The sequence below is a fragment of the Paraburkholderia sp. SIMBA_054 genome (genome assembly GCF_046534875.1).
In the GTDB taxonomy this organism is placed as follows: Bacteria; Pseudomonadota; Gammaproteobacteria; order Burkholderiales; family Burkholderiaceae; genus Paraburkholderia; species Paraburkholderia hospita.
Window position 1 is genome coordinate 1 of the sequence record NZ_JAWRXV010000109.1, and the last position, 15891, is coordinate 15891.

The 15891-nt window shown below is 60.0% G+C and carries 30 protein-coding genes and 3 pseudogenes; 17 read left to right on the top strand and 16 right to left on the bottom strand.

Going from position 1 to position 15891, the window contains the following annotated elements; translation table 11 throughout:
• Positions 1-123 (bottom strand): helix-turn-helix domain-containing protein (locus SB822_RS52695; protein WP_410858549.1); only part of this gene is annotated, 123 nt, incomplete at its 3' end.
• Positions 120-725 carry an IS607 family transposase gene (locus SB822_RS52700; RefSeq protein ID WP_410858521.1) on the bottom strand — a complete coding sequence of 202 codons (606 nt, stop codon included), beginning with the start codon at positions 723-725 and terminating at the stop codon, positions 120-122. The genes SB822_RS52695 and SB822_RS52700, both read right to left, overlap by 4 nt.
• Positions 726-982: 257 nt before the next feature.
• Here SB822_RS52700 and SB822_RS52705 point away from each other — a divergent pair, with 257 nt between their 5' ends.
• Positions 983-1252, top strand: a complete 270-nt coding sequence (locus SB822_RS52705) for a hypothetical protein (RefSeq protein ID WP_410858522.1) — start codon at positions 983-985, stop codon at positions 1250-1252.
• A 7-nt stretch (positions 1253-1259) separates the two neighbouring features.
• On the opposite strand, the gene SB822_RS52710 is transcribed toward SB822_RS52705, so the two are convergent.
• The 4 genes and pseudogenes from SB822_RS52710 to SB822_RS52725 form a co-directional block, all read right to left on the bottom strand.
• A complete protein-coding gene (locus SB822_RS52710; RefSeq protein WP_410858523.1) occupies positions 1260-1433 on the bottom strand; it encodes a hypothetical protein in 174 nt (57 codons plus the stop codon).
• 10 nt (positions 1434-1443) lie between these two features.
• Positions 1444-1749: a hypothetical protein gene (locus SB822_RS52715; RefSeq protein ID WP_410858524.1), complete on the bottom strand. Its 306-nt coding sequence runs from the start codon at positions 1747-1749 to the stop codon at positions 1444-1446.
• A gap of 21 nt (positions 1750-1770) precedes the next feature.
• Positions 1771-2001, bottom strand: coding sequence for a hypothetical protein (locus SB822_RS52720; RefSeq protein WP_410858525.1), 231 nt, complete (start codon positions 1999-2001; stop codon positions 1771-1773).
• An 8-nt stretch (positions 2002-2009) separates the two neighbouring features.
• Positions 2010-2309: pseudogene (locus SB822_RS52725) on the bottom strand (putative phage tail protein); the annotation flags it as partial.
• 29 nt (positions 2310-2338) lie between these two features.
• On the opposite strand from SB822_RS52725, the gene SB822_RS52730 reads away from it, so the two are divergent.
• Both SB822_RS52730 and SB822_RS52735 read left to right on the top strand, forming a co-directional pair.
• The gene (locus SB822_RS52730) at positions 2339-2626 is read left to right on the top strand and encodes a hypothetical protein (protein ID WP_410858526.1); all 288 of its coding nucleotides are present in this window, start codon (positions 2339-2341) and stop codon (positions 2624-2626) included.
• Between the two features lie 434 nt (positions 2627-3060).
• On the top strand, positions 3061-3330 hold the full coding sequence (locus SB822_RS52735; RefSeq protein WP_410858527.1) for a hypothetical protein: 270 nt from the start codon (positions 3061-3063) through the stop codon (positions 3328-3330).
• Positions 3331-3332: 2 nt separating this feature from the next.
• Here the strand turns inward: SB822_RS52735 and SB822_RS52740 are convergent, their stop codons facing one another.
• The gene (locus SB822_RS52740; RefSeq protein WP_410858528.1) at positions 3333-3596 is read right to left on the bottom strand and encodes a hypothetical protein; all 264 of its coding nucleotides are present in this window, start codon (positions 3594-3596) and stop codon (positions 3333-3335) included.
• A gap of 143 nt (positions 3597-3739) precedes the next feature.
• On the opposite strand from SB822_RS52740, the gene SB822_RS52745 reads away from it, so the two are divergent.
• The gene (locus tag SB822_RS52745) at positions 3740-4012 is read left to right on the top strand and encodes a hypothetical protein (protein WP_410858529.1); all 273 of its coding nucleotides are present in this window, start codon (positions 3740-3742) and stop codon (positions 4010-4012) included.
• Entirely contained in the window at positions 4009-4524 is a 516-nt protein-coding gene (locus tag SB822_RS52750; RefSeq protein ID WP_410858530.1) for a hypothetical protein, read from the top strand. The genes SB822_RS52745 and SB822_RS52750 overlap by 4 nt, the downstream gene beginning before the upstream one ends.
• 769 nt (positions 4525-5293) lie before the next feature.
• Here SB822_RS52750 and SB822_RS52755 read toward each other — a convergent pair.
• Positions 5294-5812 (bottom strand): hypothetical protein, encoded by a 519-nt coding sequence (locus SB822_RS52755; protein WP_410858531.1) that lies wholly within the window; start codon positions 5810-5812, stop codon positions 5294-5296.
• A gap of 223 nt (positions 5813-6035) precedes the next feature.
• Positions 6036-7015, bottom strand: a pseudogene (locus tag SB822_RS52760) (IS1595 family transposase).
• Positions 7016-7263: 248 nt separating this feature from the next.
• Here SB822_RS52760 and SB822_RS52765 point away from each other — a divergent pair.
• The 5 genes from SB822_RS52765 to SB822_RS52785 all read left to right on the top strand — a co-directional run bounded on the left by SB822_RS52765 (position 7264) and on the right by SB822_RS52785 (position 9385).
• Positions 7264-7455, top strand: coding sequence for a hypothetical protein (locus SB822_RS52765; protein WP_180730410.1), 192 nt, complete (start codon positions 7264-7266; stop codon positions 7453-7455).
• A 13-nt stretch (positions 7456-7468) separates the two neighbouring features.
• Positions 7469-7642, top strand: a complete 174-nt coding sequence (locus tag SB822_RS52770; RefSeq protein ID WP_410858532.1) for a hypothetical protein — start codon at positions 7469-7471, stop codon at positions 7640-7642.
• A 29-nt stretch (positions 7643-7671) separates the two neighbouring features.
• The gene (locus SB822_RS52775) at positions 7672-7905 is read left to right on the top strand and encodes a hypothetical protein (RefSeq protein WP_410858533.1); all 234 of its coding nucleotides are present in this window, start codon (positions 7672-7674) and stop codon (positions 7903-7905) included.
• Positions 7906-8130: 225 nt separating this feature from the next.
• On the top strand, positions 8131-8367 hold the full coding sequence (locus SB822_RS52780; RefSeq protein ID WP_410858534.1) for a hypothetical protein: 237 nt from the start codon (positions 8131-8133) through the stop codon (positions 8365-8367).
• Positions 8351-9385 carry a hypothetical protein gene (locus tag SB822_RS52785; protein ID WP_410858535.1) on the top strand — a complete coding sequence of 345 codons (1035 nt, stop codon included), beginning with the start codon at positions 8351-8353 and terminating at the stop codon, positions 9383-9385. Before SB822_RS52780 ends, SB822_RS52785 begins: the two co-directional genes overlap by 17 nt.
• Positions 9386-9473: 88 nt before the next feature.
• Here SB822_RS52785 and SB822_RS52790 read toward each other — a convergent pair whose 3' ends face one another.
• The 6 genes from SB822_RS52790 to SB822_RS52815 form a co-directional block, all read right to left on the bottom strand.
• Entirely contained in the window at positions 9474-9854 is a 381-nt protein-coding gene (locus tag SB822_RS52790) for a DUF1353 domain-containing protein (protein WP_410858536.1), read from the bottom strand.
• On the bottom strand, positions 9851-10291 hold the full coding sequence (locus SB822_RS52795) for a hypothetical protein (protein ID WP_410858537.1): 441 nt from the start codon (positions 10289-10291) through the stop codon (positions 9851-9853). Before SB822_RS52795 ends, SB822_RS52790 begins: the two co-directional genes overlap by 4 nt.
• 42 nt (positions 10292-10333) lie before the next feature.
• On the bottom strand, positions 10334-10618 hold the full coding sequence (locus SB822_RS52800; protein ID WP_410858538.1) for a hypothetical protein: 285 nt from the start codon (positions 10616-10618) through the stop codon (positions 10334-10336).
• Positions 10615-11058, bottom strand: a complete 444-nt coding sequence (locus SB822_RS52805; protein ID WP_410858539.1) for a hypothetical protein — start codon at positions 11056-11058, stop codon at positions 10615-10617. Before SB822_RS52805 ends, SB822_RS52800 begins: the two co-directional genes overlap by 4 nt.
• Before the next feature lie 73 nt (positions 11059-11131).
• Complete coding sequence (locus SB822_RS52810) at positions 11132-11473, bottom strand: DUF6527 family protein (protein WP_410858540.1); 342 nt, start codon at positions 11471-11473, stop codon at positions 11132-11134.
• Positions 11470-11805, bottom strand: coding sequence for a glycoside hydrolase family 73 protein (locus SB822_RS52815; protein ID WP_410858541.1), 336 nt, complete (start codon positions 11803-11805; stop codon positions 11470-11472). The genes SB822_RS52810 and SB822_RS52815 overlap by 4 nt, the downstream gene beginning before the upstream one ends.
• 27 nt (positions 11806-11832) lie before the next feature.
• On the opposite strand from SB822_RS52815, the gene SB822_RS52820 reads away from it, so the two are divergent.
• The 4 genes from SB822_RS52820 (at position 11833) to SB822_RS52835 (ending at position 14052) form a co-directional block, all read left to right on the top strand.
• Positions 11833-12216 carry a hypothetical protein gene (locus SB822_RS52820; RefSeq protein ID WP_410858542.1) on the top strand — a complete coding sequence of 128 codons (384 nt, stop codon included), beginning with the start codon at positions 11833-11835 and terminating at the stop codon, positions 12214-12216.
• Positions 12213-12866, top strand: coding sequence for a hypothetical protein (locus SB822_RS52825; RefSeq protein WP_410858543.1), 654 nt, complete (start codon positions 12213-12215; stop codon positions 12864-12866). The genes SB822_RS52820 and SB822_RS52825 overlap by 4 nt, the downstream gene beginning before the upstream one ends.
• Positions 12863-13111, top strand: coding sequence for a hypothetical protein (locus SB822_RS52830; protein ID WP_410858544.1), 249 nt, complete (start codon positions 12863-12865; stop codon positions 13109-13111). The genes SB822_RS52825 and SB822_RS52830 overlap by 4 nt, the downstream gene beginning before the upstream one ends.
• 74 nt (positions 13112-13185) lie before the next feature.
• Positions 13186-14052: a hypothetical protein gene (locus tag SB822_RS52835; protein WP_410858545.1), complete on the top strand. Its 867-nt coding sequence runs from the start codon at positions 13186-13188 to the stop codon at positions 14050-14052.
• Between the two features lie 52 nt (positions 14053-14104).
• Here the strand turns inward: SB822_RS52835 and SB822_RS52840 are convergent, their stop codons facing one another.
• Positions 14105-14368 (bottom strand): hypothetical protein, encoded by a 264-nt coding sequence (locus SB822_RS52840; RefSeq protein WP_410858546.1) that lies wholly within the window; start codon positions 14366-14368, stop codon positions 14105-14107.
• A gap of 36 nt (positions 14369-14404) precedes the next feature.
• On the opposite strand from SB822_RS52840, the gene SB822_RS52845 reads away from it, so the two are divergent.
• From SB822_RS52845 to SB822_RS52855, 3 genes and pseudogenes are all read left to right on the top strand, one after another.
• Positions 14405-15088, top strand: coding sequence for a hypothetical protein (locus SB822_RS52845; RefSeq protein ID WP_410858547.1), 684 nt, complete (start codon positions 14405-14407; stop codon positions 15086-15088).
• On the top strand, positions 15085-15528 hold the full coding sequence (locus SB822_RS52850) for a hypothetical protein (protein ID WP_410858548.1): 444 nt from the start codon (positions 15085-15087) through the stop codon (positions 15526-15528). Before SB822_RS52845 ends, SB822_RS52850 begins: the two co-directional genes overlap by 4 nt.
• A 5-nt stretch (positions 15529-15533) precedes the next feature.
• Positions 15534-15891: pseudogene (locus SB822_RS52855) on the top strand (hypothetical protein); the annotation flags it as partial.

Genomic DNA, 15891 nt, shown 5'->3' on the forward strand with positions numbered 1-15891 from the left:
ATACTGCCGCTTCCATTCCGCCAACGCCCAGTTATAGGCGAACCGGGACACGCCACAGGCGCGTGCGAAATACACGCTTTGCGTGGCGGTCGGGTCGAGGCGGATTCTGTGGACGCGGATCATTTGGCGGCTTGCGCGAGCGCGTCGAGCAGTTGCTTGTTCTTCTTGCTGCGCGAACCGTACAGGCGCGCCGAAAAGACGGTGATGATTTCCAGCACGTCCTTGGCGAGTTCTTCCTCGAACGAGGGCTGATCGCCCTTGTGGATGATGACGATTTCGATGTTCTGCGCCGCGCACATCGCGAACACCAATTCGGAGCCGAAGCGCAGGAGCCGATCCTTGTGCGTGATGACGAGGCGCTTCATCTGCTTGCGCAGAATCATTTCGAGCAGGCGGTTGAGGCCCTTCTTGTGATAGTTCATGCCGCTACCGAGATCCTTGATGACCTCGCAGCGCCACCCCTTCGCGGCGCAATAGCTCTCCAGCATCGCATGCTGGCGATCGAGATCCGCTTTCTGGTCGTGCGACGAGACTCGCGCGTAGCAGACCGTCGGTGCATCCTCATTGCCGAGACCCAACAGATCGGAGACAGCGTAATAGCGTGTGCCGCCCGCCGTCTTGCGAGCGGGCACCAGTTCGCCAGTCTCCTCCCACTTCCGCAGGGTGGAGACTGCGACGCCCAACATCGCCGCCGCTTCGCCAATCTTTACAAGTCTCCTTTCCATAACAACAGATTCTAGTGGATTCTGCGAGAAAATATGACTCTGACCCACACCCCCGGAACGAAAAAACGCTCCTCTCGTGTCGTACGCGGGGCGCGCCCTAGCGTCTTACTCATGAATTCTCACGATGAAGCAACATCGCTAGTCTCACGAGCGCTTGAGGACGGTGACGCACACCCGAGCCGCACACCGCCGCGCGGTCGTTTCATTTCTTTCACAGAACGACCGAGGAAGCAGCATTCGACAAGCGCCTTCTCTTCATGAACAACATCTGGTCCGCCAACGTGTTCGCGCACCGTTCGGTTCACGAAAAGTATCCCTACGTCGCGATCGATAAGCAGACTGGCTTTGGCGTCGAAGACTGGTCGTGGAACATCGAGACATCGTGGAAAGGGCTGCGACACCTCGTGGTTGAAGACACCGTGCACCTGATTCGCGTGAAACAGCATGGCTCACTTGGGATGCAAAACGCGGCAGAGGGGCTTCTGCCGCATCTTAAGGACGATTTCTACCCGGTTCTTGGTGCGTGAGTTGGATTTATCCGCGTCGCGCAGGCGCCGTGAATTCGCTGCCGTCGTAATGATCGCCAATTTCGCAGACTACGCCGTCTGGGACGGCGACTGCTTCCGAACCCTCTGGGGGTGTCCAGTCGGATGCGCCGTCCCAAACGATCACGTTCGTGACGACGTCATTCTCAACGATTGCGTACATTGAAGCCTCCTCAAACGCTTCCGTATTTTTCGATCATCACGATCCCGCCACCAGCGTTGCCGCTGTTCACGCCCGCGATCGTCATATGCATGAGAATCGCAGTGCCGTTCAGGAAAAGCTCGCCGCCCTGAAGCGGTTGCAGTCCGAGACCGCAGATGGGAATCGCGGTCAGGCCATCCGGCGCATAGGTCGATACGCCCGTGTTCGTGTGCACGATCTTCACTGCCTGCATGACGCCGTCGACCGATGTACCTGCTACCAGCTGCGTTGCATTGACTGCCGTATAGGCATTCACTGCGCCGGTATCGGCCAGCACGATGGTGTTCTGGCCGATACGCTAGATTGCTGCCGCAACCTGCGCATTGTTGTTGCGGTCTGGCGTGACGCCGCCAGCAGCCAGAACAGCTATCAGCTCTTCCTGAATGGCATTGAACGCGTATGCAGGAAACACCGTGGCCGGCGTGTTGGTGGCCGGGTTTCCAGACGTAGCTTGACCGGGCGTGCCGGTTGCGGGCGCAGTGTCGCCGCTTCCCACCGCGACGGTGTTCGAAGCAATCAGACGATCCATGTAGATCCTCAGGAATATTTGAAATTGAGTACCGTGTGCGCCGGCGCATAGGCCTGCAGCTCACATTGCAAGACGTTGTTGTTCCAGGCGGCGAAGGGCTCGCCGAAGGCGCTATTGCCGAACAGAAAGCTCTTGACCGAGAACGTCGGTGCATTGACCTGCCACGCGAACGCCCACGGAGTCCCATAGAGGGGAGTGCCGAAGTTCGATTGCCCGAACCGGAACGGCGAGAACTGCGTGATCGTTATGAAGTAGCCGAGGGTTACCGCAAGCTGCGTGAAATACGCGACGGACTGGCCGCCTGTCGCAGCAAAGCGGGTACCGCTCGCGCAGTTGCGTGCCGATCGGCACGGAGCGGGTCAACAGCATGGGCTATCTGCAACGCAAAGTGACCGACACCGGCCGCGCCGCGGACGTCGGCCAGGTGATTATCAACTCGGCCAAGGTCGAAGTCGATTTCATGCGCGTCGCGGGTGGCAAGGGATCGGGATTCACTCCTGTTGCAGTCGTCGAGTCGGCGCCAACCAGCGCGGAGCCGGTGCCAGCTGCCGACACCCCGCCGAGCTTCCCCGCCGCATCGACGAACGGCATCCGCTCAATCACTCGCCACGTCCTCAAAGACTGAGCTCACGCTGATCTAACCGCAAGGATAACGACAACCATGAAAGATCGCGATCTGAAGACCAGTGCGGGCGGACGCGCGTATATCGCCGAGTTATTCGCGACGCAGCTGCGCCGACACGATTTCCGGCGATCCATCGAAGAACGGCTCGCGGCGGATTTCGCGTGCGCACTGGCTCAATACCTGAGCGAACGCGATACCAGCCTTTCCGCGCCAGCCGTCGATGCTGGAGCGTTTGAATGGCCTCTTCTTCCGGAGTTTCCTAATGCTATGTGGACTTGCAACGGCGCCAGTCTGTTCACGGAGCATCAGATGCACGGCTATGCGAATGCGTATGGCGAAATTGTCCGCGCCGCACTATCTCCGCCCGCTCCGACGCGGCGGCAGGCGAGCCGTTCGCGTACTACCGCGACTGCGTCTATGGCAGCGGAACGACGATGCGCGAATACAACCGCATCAACGAGTTTGCTGACGGCGGCGAAGGATCGCCGCTCTACTCTGGCCCGCAAGCCGCTAGCGGGCAGAAGCTGACGGACTGGCGCGACGTGTGCGCGGCACTGATCGACATCTACGACGATGCCATGAACAACGCGCCCGAGGATCGCTGCTATGTCGACGGCGCCTGGAAGGAAGAACTCGACAAGGCACGCGCCCTTCTTTCTGATAGCGCCACAGCCGGCGACAGCGCTGATGCGGAGGGAACGTGAGACTACCGTGGAAACCCACAGTTGATTGCGTCGCGCGCACGTCGTTCACCGTCCCGGATGGCGCTCTCTTCGCTCCCGAAGACACGCCCGAAGCCGATCCAGTAAGCCTTCATACCTTCAAGGATCTGCCGTCCGTCGAGCCTAGAAATGGACGCAATCGAACGATAGCCATCCAGAATGGATCCTCGCTGCTCGTGAGGAACCCACTCCTCCGCGGCGTTCAGGATGATCCTGAAGGGCGGCGCTTTGATCTCACGGTCATGCATAGCTGTTCCCCCAGAATATTTTTGAAGGAATTTGACAGGGCTAACCGGATCAGTCCGTGCGGAACCTATCGTTACAACTCGTTACACGTCGACGCGCGATGTCGAACTGTTATCGCGGCATCCGCAGAGAAGGGAGATAAGGCGTGGTGAATTTAGGCGACTTCCAGCATCAGCGCGAGGTCACTGGCGTTCTGCGCCTTGCGCCTGACCGTCTGCACGACGATTTGGTCATACAGAGCATCGCCTTCGGGCGATTCGATTTCAATACCTCGCTCTTCAGCGATTATTTCGAAGACCTGATGTGCCGTTTCGACGACGACTTTGGCTTCTGCGCGATCCATGGTTGCGTTGCTCGTGATGTTGACGACCGCCGTTACATCGGCACCAATCGAGAAAACTTTAGGGGCCTCGTATGACCGACAACATCAAGAGTCTGGTGGACCGGCTTATCGATCGTGCCCACTATCTCGAGGCCGTATACGCGCCGCACACGCCATCATCAGTGCAGCTTCTCAAAGACGCTGCCGCGCGCATTGCGGAACTGGAATCACGTACCTCTTTGCCTATTGATGGACTGAAGCTCGTGCCGATCGAGCCGACACTTGAGATGTGCCAGGCGGCTTCGAAAATCCAGACGTACGACGCAACGTTCAACAAGCCATTCATGACGAGTGGCTCGTGTATCTACCGGCACATGCTAAACGCTGCACCCGCCGCCCCTGTCGCTGACAGCGCAATGGCGAAGACGCAGGGCACCCGCGACGTGCTTGCCGAGCGCGAGCGCCAGGTGACGCAGGAAGGTTGGACGCCCGAGCATGACGATAGTCACGACGACGGGCAGATGGCCGCCGCTGCCGGTTACTACGCCTTCGCATCTTCCTTCCCACATGAACGCGACCTTGGCCGAGGTCATGTGCCGCCTTACTGACGGTGGAAAAAGTCATGGTGGAAGCCGACCACGAAGCGGCGCAACCTCGTGAAAGCCGCTGCGCTGATACTGGCCGAGATCGAACGCCTTGACCGCGCGGCTATCGCGGCATCCGCAGAGAAGATATGAATCGTGTCGCGCTTAATCCGATGCGGAATTCTCAATCTCCGCGACGATCAGCTGCTTTGCCTCAATTTCGGCAGCGGCGGTGTCTGTCGATGTCAACCGACCGTGCGACGGACCCGCGTCGTCTCGGAGCACTTTCGCACGGTACGACAGCTGACCCGTTTGGGCATTGCGCATCACGAAGCACTCGACACGGTAATTTAGCTTCCAACCTTGCTTTCTTTGATATTCAAACTCCATAACGGCCAGCCTCACAAAATGAATTCGCCGATCCCGATCGACGATGGCGAGCCCGTGATGTATTCAAAGCTTGGCGAATTGATGGGCGACAGAAAGCTCGAGCACAGTCGAATCCACGACTGGATCTTGCCCGTCCCCTTCCAATCTGCACACAGGCTCGGCATCGTGCCGTCGACTCCGACCACCTGCACCCCATGCGGGGTTTCACTCGCCTGAGAAGCGCACAAATATTGGCGCGAAGCGAATCCCGTCTAATGCATGCACAGTAATTAAGCGGCGAAATATGGCGTACAGCCGAGTTACTTTTGCTGGTATTAGACAGAGAAACGACTCGAAATAATCTCGTGCCGGAGATCGAAAAATGAAAACAAGGACGCACGTCGAACTAACCACACACGTCGGATTAGAAGCCGTGCCGAACGGAAAATGTCGCGCCGGTATTGCGCGAACCAAGAACCGCGACTCGCGCCGTGCCAGAAAAGACCCAATCATCAACTGTCAACGAGAGTCTTCGTTGCGGTTGCGCACGGAGCGTAAAAGTCGGGTTTGGCAACTCGACGAGGGAGAGTTGCGGTGCCGTCGACTGACCCGGATGTAAAAAATTCGACGCTTGGTGTGGTACCTGCTCAGGCATTTGTATCGCTTTCCCGGTGCCGAATCGAACCTCGTGCGTTACTTGTGCGCTATAGAAGCCCTCGACTTGCCCGTAAAACGGCCTTCCTTGACTTGCCTGGAATTCCATCTCATAGCGCTGCAAATAGCGTAACGGTTCCGGAATCGGCAGAATAAGCTCCATGGGCATAGGCTCGATGTTGGCAACCGTCATCTCTTCGGGTGAATTGATGATTGGGCCGTCCGCGAACGCATATCCGCTGAGTACAAAAAATAGTACGCCGACAATCCTTTCGTTCAGGCACGTCATGGCATTCCTCCGATGAAGGAATTGAAACGTCCCAACACTGACCGTTACTTCTGAAGAAATCGGCTTTGCGGCTTCGCTTGCCACCCCGACATTCTAGTCAGTCATTCGCGTTCCGCTACTCCGATTTATGCAGCGCTAGAGGCGACGCCACACCGGTAGTCGAAGCCATGGATATAAGGGCTATCCACTTAGCGCCAAAATTCCACGCTGTGAAATTCAGCCCTCACGGGGGAGATTTTCGCGCGATCTGCCGGTAGGTGATGGGGTCTGCCTGAACGGCCTGTTCAAGCAGGCGGTAGAAAAGCAGGCCGCGGGAATGAGACGTCCGTCGATTAAAGCGAAAGACGAACTCGTCGAGGTAATGGTCTAGGTGGGCCGGCTTGACCGCCCCTTGGTGCGTGCCGAGAAGCCAGCGCTTAAGCAGTGAAGCGACGCGATGGACGCCGGGTAACGGCACGTGCGCCGGAATGGCGTCTGGCATCACGGATTTGATGACCGTGCGCTCATGTTGATAGTCGTCCTGCAACGCCCGATAGATGGCTGCGCCGTCAGTGCGCAGCACGGAGCCGGGTTCCACGACCGCTCGCACGAAAGGCTCAACACTGGCACTCGACTCCTCTTCAATCTGTTGAAGGCGAATCCGACCGAACCCTTTGGGCTCCAGAATTTCCACGGCGATCACCACGACAGCCTTGGTGGTCCGTCTCTTTCCGCCTTTACCCACGGGAGTGTCACGTCGTTCACGAATGGCAAGATAGCTCTGATCGACCTCGACGATCCCTTTGAGACGTTCCCGTCCGGGCCGAACCATCGCACGACGGAAACGGTGCAGGATGGTCCAGGCGGTTTGATAACTGCCAAACCCCAGGACTCGCTGCAAACCCAGAGCGCTCATTCCGGATTTCTGGCTCGTCAGATGCCACGCCGCTGCCAACCACACCTTCAAGGGCGTGCGTGTCTTATCGAAAATCGTGCCGGATGTCACTGTCCCAGGATGTCGGCAGGTGCGGCAGATCAGGCGCCCGCGGCTGCTCCTATAGGATCCCGTTTGGTTGCGCAACTGGGGCAGACGAACCCCTCCGGCCAACGCAGCTGCTCAAGATAGCGCGCACACTCCTCCTCGGTGACAAACCAGTCTTCAAACTGGCTCCACGTCCGAGGGTAGTCGACGCCGGCGGTCGGGGTAGGTTGGAATTCGCTCACACCGACATTTTCTCTCAGGTGGCGCTAAGTGGATAGCCCTTATGGATATACAGGTGTCGAAATGGGACTCAGCGACCCTTACGGGACGAAACACCCGTGCCGCGAATGCGAGCATTGGGGCGGAGATATGGCAGGCACAGCGCACGCGGTCTGCTTGCGGGACAATCGTGTCCAGGTACAAGCGAACGGCGAGTACGGTTGTGTGTTCTTGGTGCGAGCGACCGGCGCCGATGATGAGGGAGGCAGAGATGTTCGAATACGGAAATCCTGACGCGATCCTGGCCGACATGCTCCAACACCCGCTCACGCCAGACGACCTTGGACATACGGTGCTTGATGACTTTGAGCACTTCTGTGCCTACACGGGATGCAACCCAGAGCGCATTGGCGCCGAGGCTTTCGCGTGGGCGAAGCTGGCTTACGTCAGTGCCCACAGTTGAAGCATCGGATTTGATGCACGCCACCCTGAGAGCGCGGCCGTTCTCGGACAAGGATTGGCTATTCGAATGGCTTCGGCTTGGTTTTGCATGGCCATTCAGATTCAGCGGCCTGACCGCATTGGTGGCGGCGATGCGCTATTTTGTAGATCGCAGGTTCGGCGAGGAAGTGCCGGATTCGGCTGATTGATGTGCGCCAGTGGGCGTAGGGAGATGGATGTGACGACTGAAACTGACCTGATCGTCGGAAAATTCTATTGGGTGCAGCCCGCGCTTGACCCGGGCACGGATGCCGAGTGGGAAGCCGAAATCCAACCAGCGCGCTTTGCCGGCAAGAATTCAGAAAGCGCGCTGCTTTGGAACTACCTTGCCATCGAGGGGGATAGCGATTGGCCGGTGCGGTGGATTGGAGGTGAGATTGAAGCGCCGGGAAGCCCGAAGCACAGGCCATAGCCTGTAAAAGCATAATACAGGCTGTGGGCTGTTTTCATGCAGAGATGGGCTTCTCATCCCAATGCGAGCCTCCGAACGCGCGCACCGGCCCACGTGAGCGTGCGGCGCCACGCCGGGCCCCCGTCACTGCCCGAGACTCCCGCATCATCGCCTCAGCCGTCGCACGGTCGAAATCGTGTAGCATCGGCGATGCCTTCAACGAACCGGAAAAATGGGAACGAGATCATGAGCGGTCTTCCTATGAACGAGCAGGATGCCATCGACGCCGCCCGCTATCGCTGGCTGAGAGACGAAGCAAACAAGCGTCACGTCGGCCCGATGATCGTAATCCAGTCAAATAGCGCAGCCGGCTACGGTATGAGCTACATCAGCCCCTCTGACCCTTCGAAGATCGATGCCGCTGTCGATGAGGTAATGCTTGACGAGCGCAAGACTGGAGGCCAACTTGGAAAATATCAATGACTACGCCGCCAAGATCGCCCAAGAAATAGACCGTTTCAAGGAAGTGAACAACGTTCACGACTTGCCAGAGATCTTCCACTATTGGTCAAACAAGCACCTCCTCCCGATGTTCCAAGAGTTCGGCATCTCCACGATGGAACAGTTTTTCGCGCAGTACTTGTACGAAGCCGGATGCGCAACAGGAGAATTCTGTCCTCGATTCATAAGCATCGGTTCGGGGAATTGCGATCTGGAGATCCAAGTCGCGAAGGCCGTCAAGAAACTGGGTTTGAAGCATTTCCTGCTGGAATGCCTTGAACTCAACCCGCATATGCTCGCCCGCGGACGCGAAATGGCTGCAGCCGAAGGCATGAGCAATTACATGATTTTCACGGAGGCCGATTTTAATAACTGGTCGCCCAAAATCATCTACGCGGGGGCTATGGCAAATCAGTCATTGCACCACGTGACGAACCTCGAGAGCCTGTTTCTCGCCGTCAAAGGCTCGCTGCACTGGGCGGGCAAGTTTGTGGTCGCAGACATCATCGGCCGCAATGGTCATCAGCGCTGGCCTGAAGCGCTTGCGGTACTGCATGACTTTTGGCGTGAGATGCCGGATAACTACCGCTATAACCAAGTCCTGAAGCGGCACGAGCCGTTATATGAAAACTGGGATTGCTCGGGGGAAGGATTCGAGGGTATCCGCGCGCAAGACATCCTGCCGCTGTTGCTCCGGCGATTCGACTTCGAAATGTTTCTTGGTTTTGCGAATGTTGTAGTTCCCTTGATCGATCGCTGCTTCGGGCACAACTTCGACGCAAAATCCGAATGGGACCGTTCATTTATAGACCGAGTCCACGCGGCAGACGAAGAAGGATTTAGAACCGGTCTGCTCAAGCCGACCCAGATGGTCGCAGTGATGACGCCCGGCCCGGCGAGTTCACGTCGATATTCGCGCGGCATCAGTCCTGAACTGGCGCTTCGATCAACCGACGATCAACGGATTCGCATTCCGCCCACATCTAACCCTGCGCTGTAGCCGTCCCTGCCAGCGTTGCGATTATTAGAGATATATTTTAAATACAGCCTACAACCTGTAAAAACAAAATACAGGCTGTGGGCTGTTTTTAAGCGCTGATGGGCTTCTCATCCCAATGCGACCCGCCGAACACGCGCACCGCGGCCCACATGATCGTGCGGCGCCACGCCGGAACGCCCGTCACCGCAGAGGCCACGCGCAGCACCGCGTCTGCCGTCTCGCGATCGACGATGTGCGACGTGTAGAGGTAGTCGTGCACAACTGATGCCTCGTTGCTCGTGCCGCCTGCGAGCAGATAAGCGATGGGCACGCGTGGCACAGACGCGAGATCCGTGACGAAGCCGGTCGGCACCACGACCACCTTTCCCGCGACGTCCGAGTCGTAGATCAGCGGAGCCGTCAGACGCCACTTCCCGTCATCCATGCCGGTGGCGTTCTCCATCACCAGCGAAGTCAGGAACTTGCTCATTGCGTCGCCGCTCCCGATGCAGACGCCGGCGCGGCGGTCGTCGGCGTGCCGTACTGCGCGAGCGCCGCGGAGAGCGCGACCTGAAACGCCATCAGCCCGATCTGTGCGCCGGACTTCGCAGCCTCCTCGATCGGCAGCAACGCGATCACCTGCACGGCGGCCGGAATCGACGTATTAACGAGCGCGACCACGTTGGATGGATCGACCGATGCATTGGCGGCGCACACGGAGCCATTGATCTGCACAACCTGGCGGATGATGACCTGTTGGGCCGGGTCGCTGACCGTCATGGCCTGCACCGATAACAGCGTCGGCTGAACGACTGCGCAGGCCTTCGCAACCTGTGTCTGGAAGTTGCTGGCGACCTGCGGCGCATTCGCGCAGCCAGCGAAGAACATGAGCGCGGCGAGGCCTGCCGCAAGCAGCATCTTTTTCATTTCGGGATTTCCTTCGGAGGTTGCCGCGAGCGCGGCGGGGATTTACTGCTGACCGGGCGCGATCGGCGTCACAGCGGGCGTGACGATGGTTGCGGGGTTGATCATCGTCGCGGTCGCGGCGATTTGACCGTTAGCGGGGCTCCGTGCACGCAGGGCATTGATGCCCGCATGCACAGCAGCGGCGAGCGCGCCGGTCACGAGCGCCGAGACGCTATCGGGAACCGGAGCATGAAAGATCGCTGCGAGTGCCCAGCTCACTGCTGGCTCGAGCGTGGCGGCGCTGATCGTGATGCCGCCGGTGATGACGCTGGAAGTTTGTTGCTTCACGGTTTCTCCTTCAGGTTTATCTCGTCGGGCGAGAAAATGAAATCCGATCGCTGGTTGCGCTGCATGATCCAGATGGGGAGCGGCAGCATGTGAATGCCGTGGTTCTTGCCGCGGTGGTGCTTCGCGCAGAGGACCATCATGTTGTATTCGGAGTCGATGAAATCGCTCGGCTCGCGGTAGCTCGACCAGTCAAACGCCGGGTGCAGCGTGCGCATCTTGTCGAAATCGATACCGTCAGCGTCGGCCCACTCCGCATGGAAGTGATGCACCTCGCGCTTTTCCTTCGTGCCGCATACCCAGCACGGCGTGTCGAGCACGGCGATCAGGTGGTGCTTCGTCTTGCGGAAGAGCGCCGACTCGGTACGCGGCGGGTGGTCCGGATAGCAGATGTCGATCTCGATCGACTCGTGCTGCTCGTGTTCGTGCGCGACGGTTGTCATGTCCGTAAACGAAAAAAGCCACCCGAAGGCGGCTATGCGTAAGAGGGGTAAACGGCGCTTATTCGCGCGGCAGCTATTCGACGTCAGGCAGCTCGACCGTCTGTCCGGCGAGCGCGTGCAAGCAGTCGCCGAGGAACTGGATGCGGCCGTCTGTCACGAAGGAATGGCAACGCAGCGGCTCCGCTTCGGGAAGCGCGCCCGTCTTCAAGTACGTTTCATGCTGCTCGTCCGTCAGTTGTTTGACGCCAGTGACCAGCACGGACGGCGCGAAAGTCGGCCGATCCATGCTGCCATTCCAACCCCATACAAGAACACCTGAGCCAGCGACGTTCACCTGGTGCGACGTTCCGCAGCCCGGGCAGTCGAACATCATCGTGCGCACACCATCGTCGCGCTTCAGTTCTTCGATTTTCATTGGCTATCCAGCGTCGACAGGTTGTGCGCCTTGATGATCGACACGATCTTCTGGCCGTATTGCGGATCGGTTGCATAACCGGCCGCCGCGATTGCGAGCGCGAACGTCGAGCCGCTCGTGTATGCGAACGCGGGCTGATAGCGCTTGTTGTTGAGCAGGAACGCCGCGTGATCGTCGATGCATCCCTGCCAGTTGGGGTACTTGCGCCACTTCGCGGACACCGTCACCCATTGGCCTTTCAGGAACTCGCGTGTATCCATCATGAGCACGTCGCCGTGCCACGACGCGTCGGCCTTCACGCCGAACAGGTTGGCCACAGCGATATGCGTCACCTCGAAGCACTGGAGCGCGCTGGCCTAATGGAACGCCGCGCCACACCCAAATTCCTGGACGCCGACGACATCGTGTTCGCCGCAACTGACTCGGGGCGCGAAGGTGCCATTGCAGCACTGCCAGCCCCGAAGAAGCGGACAAGGGCCGATGAGTGGCGCGATCGCGACGGCTGCGAATCGTTCGGCGAGTATTTGTGTGGCGGCAAGCTTCCGAAATTCGAGCGCAGACGCGCGCCGCGCGGCGAAAAATGCGACCGCTTCGGCGATCAGCACCGCATGTTCCGCATGCGCGACGCTTACTGGGGCGACTATCAGCGCGAGATCGAGGGCGATTGGCTCCCGACGATGAAGGAAGCGAAGGCCAGCTACAAGGCCAAGCTGAAGGCGTTCAACGCACGGGCGGCAGCATGAAAGAACGTCCGATCCTCTTCAGCGGCCCGATGGTGCGCGCTCTGCTCGACGGCCGCAAGACGCAGGCACGCCGCGTCGTGAATCCCGAGCCGAGCGCCGGCGTGCGCGTATCGCCGTTCTGCGTATCCGGCCTCGAGGATGGTCATGGTCGAGAGCTGCGCTCGCCCTACGGCGAGCCAGGTGACCGCCTCTGGGTTCGCGAGAGCCTTGCGGCAACGCGCGACGCGGCAGGGATCATCTTCGATTGGCACTACGTGGCCGACGGCGCCAAGGTACGTCGCATGCACGGCCTGCGCCCCGAGTTCAATGACGCGATGGCGTTCGCACACCTCGTTCGAAAGGCTGTTCCGTCTATCCACATGCCGCGCTGGGCGTCGCGCATCACGCTTGAAGTGGCTGGCGTGCGAGTCGAGCGCCTGCAGTCGATCAGCGAGTCCGATGCGGCTGCGGAAGGCGTTGAGAGCCTGCGCAACGAAGGCGAGTACTGGAAAGATTATCTGCGGTCAACCGCGCAATGCGACGAGCTGATCTGCCTCAACGCCCGCGATTCGTTCTGGACGCTCTGGGACAGCCTCAACGCGGCACGCGGCTTCGGCTGGGATGCGAGCCCGTGGGTTTGGGTCGTCGAATTCAAAAGGATCGAAGCATGAGCAAGATCGTAATGACATTCGCCGGCAAGGGCGACTTCGCGGCGCTGCGAGCTGCTGAGCAGTGGTGCGCTGATAACGGCTACTCGGTCGGTTCTGGCTGCGCCGGCATGCCGCGAGGACTCCTGCGCGGCGATTGGGTGATAGCCAAGTGGCGCAATCTCACTGGACAGGAACGCGCCGATCTCGACGGCCAGATGACGGGCGACTTTCGTAACGGTCCCGTCATCGTGACGGTCAAAGAGTGATCGCCATGCCAATGAGAGCGCAACCGGCATTACTCGCAGTCCCGGCGACCCTGACTGCTGCGTGTCTGTCAGTCATGGCGGGCTGGCAGCGTGGCGGGTTCGTCGCAGAGCGGGTGCTCTGGGTCGCCGTCGGCGTCGTGCTGGTTGTCGCCGCTCATCTGCTCCCTGCCCTGATCCGTGCGCATGGTTGGCGCGTTCGGCTGGTCGGAGTCGTGCTGTGGGTCGGCTGCATGGCTGCCACCTGCTACGGTCACGCGGTCTTTTTCCTCCTGGCTCAGAAGCATGCTGGCGAGGTGCGCGCGGCAGCCGTACCGGCAATCACGACGACCGGCCGCAATCCGGCAGTAATCGCCTCCGACCGCGCCGCGACCGTCTCGCGACTGGCACGAGTCACCGAGCGTCGGTGCGCCGAACCGTGCCCGAGTCTGCGCATCGAGCGCGCGACGCTGGCCGCCCGGCTGGATGCGATCGACGCCGAAGCGACCGAGGCGAGGCGTCAGGAAGCCGCACAGGACCGCGCCGACACCGCGCGCGATGCTGCCGTCGCTGACCCTGTGACCGGCGCTGTGACCGCGTTCGGAATCCAGCCCGGTCGCGTCGATCTGCTCGCCGGTCTCACGTTCGCGGCAGTACTCGAAGCAGTCGCGTGCTTCTGCTGGCTGCTCGCGCTGCGCCCGGTCGAATCGCTCAAACCCAATGCTGGCGCGGCAGTAACGCCAGTCACGGCAGTCAGTCACGCCATGACTGAGGCACCGATCGACCCCGGGCAGCCCGTAGAACCGGCAGTCATCGAAGCATCGGACGACGTTACCCGCGTCACGACCGAGATCACGGCAGGACGACTCCGCGCGACCGTCACGGACATTCGGAAGTACCTCGGCTGCTCGCAGGCGCGCGCCGCGGCGGTCCGCAAGCAGCTTGCCCGCCAAATCATTGAGTGAGACGAGCATGAACATCGGCCCCATCCACGCCTTAGGCAACACTCAGGGAAATCTAGCTGCCGCTGGCGGAGGCGCGGTCTATCACTCCGCGAATGAACTTCTTTGCAGCATCGAAGCAACGCTCCGCAGCCTCGCTGCCCGAAAGGCCAGGAAATTCGTCGGCGTCCATGGAAAACCGATCCGCCGGCGCAAGCTGCGATTTTGCGACGTCGGTGTCTGGAATCACCTTCCACTGGCCCTTGACCACGCCGCCTGCAAGCTGCTCGGTCGTTACCTCGATTTTGAAGCCTTCGAACGACTGAAAACGTTTCGACATGGCGACCTCCAACACCCAACAGACGGGAACTAGAGTATGAGCTCAATCCGTTTTTTCTGGATCGGCGAAGAGTCCGAAATCTTCGTGGCTGCACGAGAATCGTTCAGGCTGGCGCTGAGGGGGTACGGCGCAGAATGCAACGCGAGCATCGACGCATCAAAGATGGATGCGGCCCGCGATCGCGTGCTCGAGCTGTATGACCGCGCCGCACTATCCGCCCGCGCATCCGAAGCGGTGGCAGGCGATCCGGTGGCGAGAGATTGGCGCGTCGGCCTGTTCAAGTCCTCATCGGACCCGCGCAAGCAGGTGCGCGTTCTCGCTGACGGCGTGGAGCGGATCGCGGAATACGAGCAGCATCACAGCTTCATTCGCTGGATCGACGCCGCTCCCGCTCAACCGTTTGCGTATTACCGCGACTGCACATATAGCAGCGGCACGACAATGCGCGAATACAACCGCGTCAACGAGTTCGGCGACGGCGGAGAAGGCTTTCCGCTGTACACCGCCCCTCCAGCCGCTAGCGGGCAGAAGCTGACGGATGCGCAGGTCGAGGCGCTGAAGCATCTTGTCGCGAAGGGTTCCAGCTTCCCCGATCACAACGGGGCGAGCGGAAGCGTTACCCGAGTGGACTACCAGCATCTTCAGGAGGCCGCGAAGGTGCTATCCGCCCTTCTCCGCGCCTCTGATAGCGCCACAGCCAGCGACAAGGAGGGAGCGTGAAGATCCACATCGTCAGCGGGTCGCAGCGCAAGAAGCCGCGCGCGGGCGATCGTCGGACCACGAAGAAGCACGGCGAGCAGATCCGCGTGTTCAAGATGGTCACCGACATGCGCGGCAACGTCATCGGTTACGACTGCACAGGCGGCAGCCAGCGCTACGAGTGGGTCGCGATTGAGGATGCGGACAAGCACGGCGCCGCGCATCACTGGACGCGTGAAGAGCGCTTGAAGTTCGCTGATGTCGTAGTCGAGAACGGCCACACGTTCAAACGCGGCGAGTCGACTGGCGTGTCGTCCCTCGCCGGTTTGCGAGTGTGCGGTCAGTGCGGAATCGTGCGCCGCGCAGACGGGCAAAACAAACCGTGCCGCGGGACGGTGCGCGTTGAGCTGCGACAGCCCGCTATCGCGGTCAGCGACAGCACTGAAGGAGGTGCGGCGTGACGAAAATGATCGGACTCGCAAATAGCTGCAAGGAATACCCGAACAGGCATTACTACAGCAGCGGCGCCTATGAGTGCGCCATTGTGCAAAACAGCCGGCTGAACGCAGACAACACGATCCCCGGTTGGTGCCCGCTACCCGACTATCCCGCCGCCCCTATCGCTGACAGCGCAATGGCGAAGCAAAACGAAGGCGAGCAATCCATGCAGGACGCCTGCGCGACGCTGCCAGACGGGTATCTGATCGAGGTCAATCTCGAAAACGGCGCGGGATGGGTTGACCTGTATCACGACGGCGAAAAGGTCGAGTTCGACGAAGACACCGACGACGGCATGACTGGCCGTATTCGCGCAGCGACGGCCG

What these genes read in the sequence shown, in the direction of transcription:
- SB822_RS52700 (WP_410858521.1), bottom strand. Translation starts at nt 725, where the DNA reads ATGGAAAGGAGACTTGTAAAGATTGGCGAAGCGGCGGCGATGTTGGGC.
- SB822_RS52705 (WP_410858522.1), top strand. Translation starts at nt 983, where the DNA reads ATGAACAACATCTGGTCCGCCAACGTGTTCGCGCACCGTTCGGTTCAC.
- SB822_RS52710 (WP_410858523.1), bottom strand. Translation starts at nt 1,433, where the DNA reads ATGTACGCAATCGTTGAGAATGACGTCGTCACGAACGTGATCGTTTGG.
- SB822_RS52720 (WP_410858525.1), bottom strand. Translation starts at nt 2,001, where the DNA reads ATGGATCGTCTGATTGCTTCGAACACCGTCGCGGTGGGAAGCGGCGAC.
- SB822_RS52735 (WP_410858527.1), top strand. Translation starts at nt 3,061, where the DNA reads ATGCGCGAATACAACCGCATCAACGAGTTTGCTGACGGCGGCGAAGGA.
- SB822_RS52740 (WP_410858528.1), bottom strand. Translation starts at nt 3,596, where the DNA reads ATGCATGACCGTGAGATCAAAGCGCCGCCCTTCAGGATCATCCTGAAC.
- SB822_RS52750 (WP_410858530.1), top strand. Translation starts at nt 4,009, where the DNA reads ATGACCGACAACATCAAGAGTCTGGTGGACCGGCTTATCGATCGTGCC.
- SB822_RS52755 (WP_410858531.1), bottom strand. Translation starts at nt 5,812, where the DNA reads ATGACGTGCCTGAACGAAAGGATTGTCGGCGTACTATTTTTTGTACTC.
- SB822_RS52765 (WP_180730410.1), top strand. Translation starts at nt 7,264, where the DNA reads ATGTTCGAATACGGAAATCCTGACGCGATCCTGGCCGACATGCTCCAA.
- SB822_RS52770 (WP_410858532.1), top strand. Translation starts at nt 7,469, where the DNA reads ATGCACGCCACCCTGAGAGCGCGGCCGTTCTCGGACAAGGATTGGCTA.
- SB822_RS52780 (WP_410858534.1), top strand. Translation starts at nt 8,131, where the DNA reads ATGAGCGGTCTTCCTATGAACGAGCAGGATGCCATCGACGCCGCCCGC.
- SB822_RS52790 (WP_410858536.1), bottom strand. Translation starts at nt 9,854, where the DNA reads ATGAGCAAGTTCCTGACTTCGCTGGTGATGGAGAACGCCACCGGCATG.
- SB822_RS52795 (WP_410858537.1), bottom strand. Translation starts at nt 10,291, where the DNA reads ATGAAAAAGATGCTGCTTGCGGCAGGCCTCGCCGCGCTCATGTTCTTC.
- SB822_RS52805 (WP_410858539.1), bottom strand. Translation starts at nt 11,058, where the DNA reads ATGACAACCGTCGCGCACGAACACGAGCAGCACGAGTCGATCGAGATC.
- SB822_RS52810 (WP_410858540.1), bottom strand. Translation starts at nt 11,473, where the DNA reads ATGAAAATCGAAGAACTGAAGCGCGACGATGGTGTGCGCACGATGATG.
- SB822_RS52820 (WP_410858542.1), top strand. Translation starts at nt 11,833, where the DNA reads ATGGAACGCCGCGCCACACCCAAATTCCTGGACGCCGACGACATCGTG.
- SB822_RS52825 (WP_410858543.1), top strand. Translation starts at nt 12,213, where the DNA reads ATGAAAGAACGTCCGATCCTCTTCAGCGGCCCGATGGTGCGCGCTCTG.
- SB822_RS52830 (WP_410858544.1), top strand. Translation starts at nt 12,863, where the DNA reads ATGAGCAAGATCGTAATGACATTCGCCGGCAAGGGCGACTTCGCGGCG.
- SB822_RS52835 (WP_410858545.1), top strand. Translation starts at nt 13,186, where the DNA reads ATGGCGGGCTGGCAGCGTGGCGGGTTCGTCGCAGAGCGGGTGCTCTGG.
- SB822_RS52840 (WP_410858546.1), bottom strand. Translation starts at nt 14,368, where the DNA reads ATGTCGAAACGTTTTCAGTCGTTCGAAGGCTTCAAAATCGAGGTAACG.
- SB822_RS52845 (WP_410858547.1), top strand. Translation starts at nt 14,405, where the DNA reads ATGAGCTCAATCCGTTTTTTCTGGATCGGCGAAGAGTCCGAAATCTTC.